The organism is Ruegeria sp. CE9 (assembly GCF_056537425.1).
Window position 1 is genome coordinate 1 of sequence record NZ_JBQFRO010000052.1, and the last position, 1663, is coordinate 1663.

At 59.1% G+C, this 1663-nt stretch carries 4 protein-coding genes; all 4 read right to left on the minus strand.

Features of this window, described 5'->3' with window-relative positions:
* The coding region (gene ccmI / locus ACR0B3_RS23835; protein ID WP_480811218.1) for a c-type cytochrome biogenesis protein CcmI at window positions 1-299 on the minus strand (299 nt) is incomplete at its 3' end.
* Complete coding sequence (locus tag ACR0B3_RS23840) at window positions 296-769, minus strand: cytochrome c-type biogenesis protein (protein WP_009807484.1); 474 nt, start codon at window positions 767-769, stop codon at window positions 296-298. The genes ACR0B3_RS23840 and ccmI, both read right to left, overlap by 4 nt.
* The gene (locus ACR0B3_RS23845; protein ID WP_009807483.1) at window positions 766-1332 is read right to left on the minus strand and encodes a DsbE family thiol:disulfide interchange protein; all 567 of its coding nucleotides are present in this window, start codon (window positions 1330-1332) and stop codon (window positions 766-768) included. Before ACR0B3_RS23845 ends, ACR0B3_RS23840 begins: the two co-directional genes overlap by 4 nt.
* 8 nt (window positions 1333-1340) lie before the next feature.
* The coding region (locus ACR0B3_RS23850; RefSeq protein ID WP_480811219.1) for a cytochrome c-type biogenesis CcmF C-terminal domain-containing protein at window positions 1341-1663 on the minus strand (323 nt) is incomplete at its 5' end.

Here is a 1663-nt window from a genome sequence, read left to right on the forward strand (position 1 = left end):
GCGAGGACCGCCGCGACAACGAGAGTGACTCTGCCACCATTACGGGATGATCCGGCTTTTTCTTCCGAATTGCGGGTCGTCGCGAGGATCCGTTTCTTGATCTCGAGTCTGGCCGCTTGAGCTTCCTGTTCAGAAATCAAACCGCGGTCCATGTCTCGTTGGATTTCCCGCATCTGATCGGCGAGGATCGCCGGTACCGCATCCCCTCTGGTGAGAGTGTTCGATTTGGACAGCAGCAGCGGGTAGAGGACAATTCCGATTGCGACCAGCGTCAAAAGAACGAAAATACCCCAGATCATGACGCATCCCCCGCTTCGTTTTGCCTGAGAATTTCGGACACGGTGTTCTCATCCTCCGAGCCCAAGTCTTCAAATGCCTCTTGCTTTCGCCGACTCATCAGTAGCCCGCCACCAACGAAAACCCCGATCAGAACGAAAGCGATCGGAGCGAACCAAAGCGCGTAGGTCGCAGGCTCCAGAGGCGGTTTCAGCAGCACGTAATCCCCGTACCGCGCCCGTATGTATTCGATCACCTCCGCGTCGCTGTCTCCAACGACCAGGCGCTCGCGTACGAGCAGACGCAAGTCCCGCGCCACACCCGCGTTCGAACTGTCGATGTCCTGGTTCTGACAGACGACGCATCGTAGATCCTTGGAAATCTCCCGCGCACGCTGTTCCAATACCGGGTCGGTCAGCATTTCGTCCGGTTCCACCGCATTGGCGGCAAAGGGAAGGAGCCCGATGCAAAACGCGAAAATCAACTGTCTCATGAACCTGCTCCATTTGGCAGTGCGCCTGCCTGCTTCAGGGCTTGCGTGAACCGTTCGACGGCGTCCGGACCCACGACCGGCCCGACATAGCGAAACAAAACGGTGCCATCGCTATCGACGATGAAGGTTTCCGGCACGCCCGACAGGCCCCATTCGATCCCGGTCCGGCCCGACAGGTCGGACCCGATCCGCTCGTAGGGATTGCCGAGGTCATTGAGCCACTTCACGGCATCCTCAGGTTTGTCTTTGTAGTTTATTCCGAACAACCGCATGCCGTCTCGTTCGACAAATCTTGTCAACACGGCATGTTCCGCGCGGCAGGGCACGCACCAGGACGCAAAGACATTGACCACGACCGGTCGTTCGTTGCCGACAAGATCGCTTCGGGCCAGGCCGGGTGTCTCCAACCCCGGCACGGGATCGAGGTCGAACGCCGGGGCCGGTTGCGAGATCAGGACGGAAGGGATCTCGTTGGGATCCCGGTCGGGATTGAGCCCCCAGAGAAAAAACCCACCGAATATGACCGCCGCAATAAACGGCAGCCCGGCAATGAGACGTTTCATCTTCTCTCCTACTCGGCAGGAACGGCATCGGTGGCTGGCTGTTTGGCACGGCGCGGCGCCCCGACCCTCAAACGGCGATCCGACAAGGACAAACAGCCACCGATCACCAGCAGGATCGAGCCGATCCAGATCAGGTTGACGAGCGGTTCATAAAGGATCCGAAGGGTCCATGCTCCGGCGTTGTTCACTTGATCGGAGGCTGGCGTTGCAATCGACGTATAGAGATCACCCGCCAATGTGGAGCGGATGGCCGACTCCGTCGTCTGGCTTTCCGCGACCGGGTAATACCGCCGTTCCGGGAAAAGTGTCGTGACCAATTCGCCATCCCGAC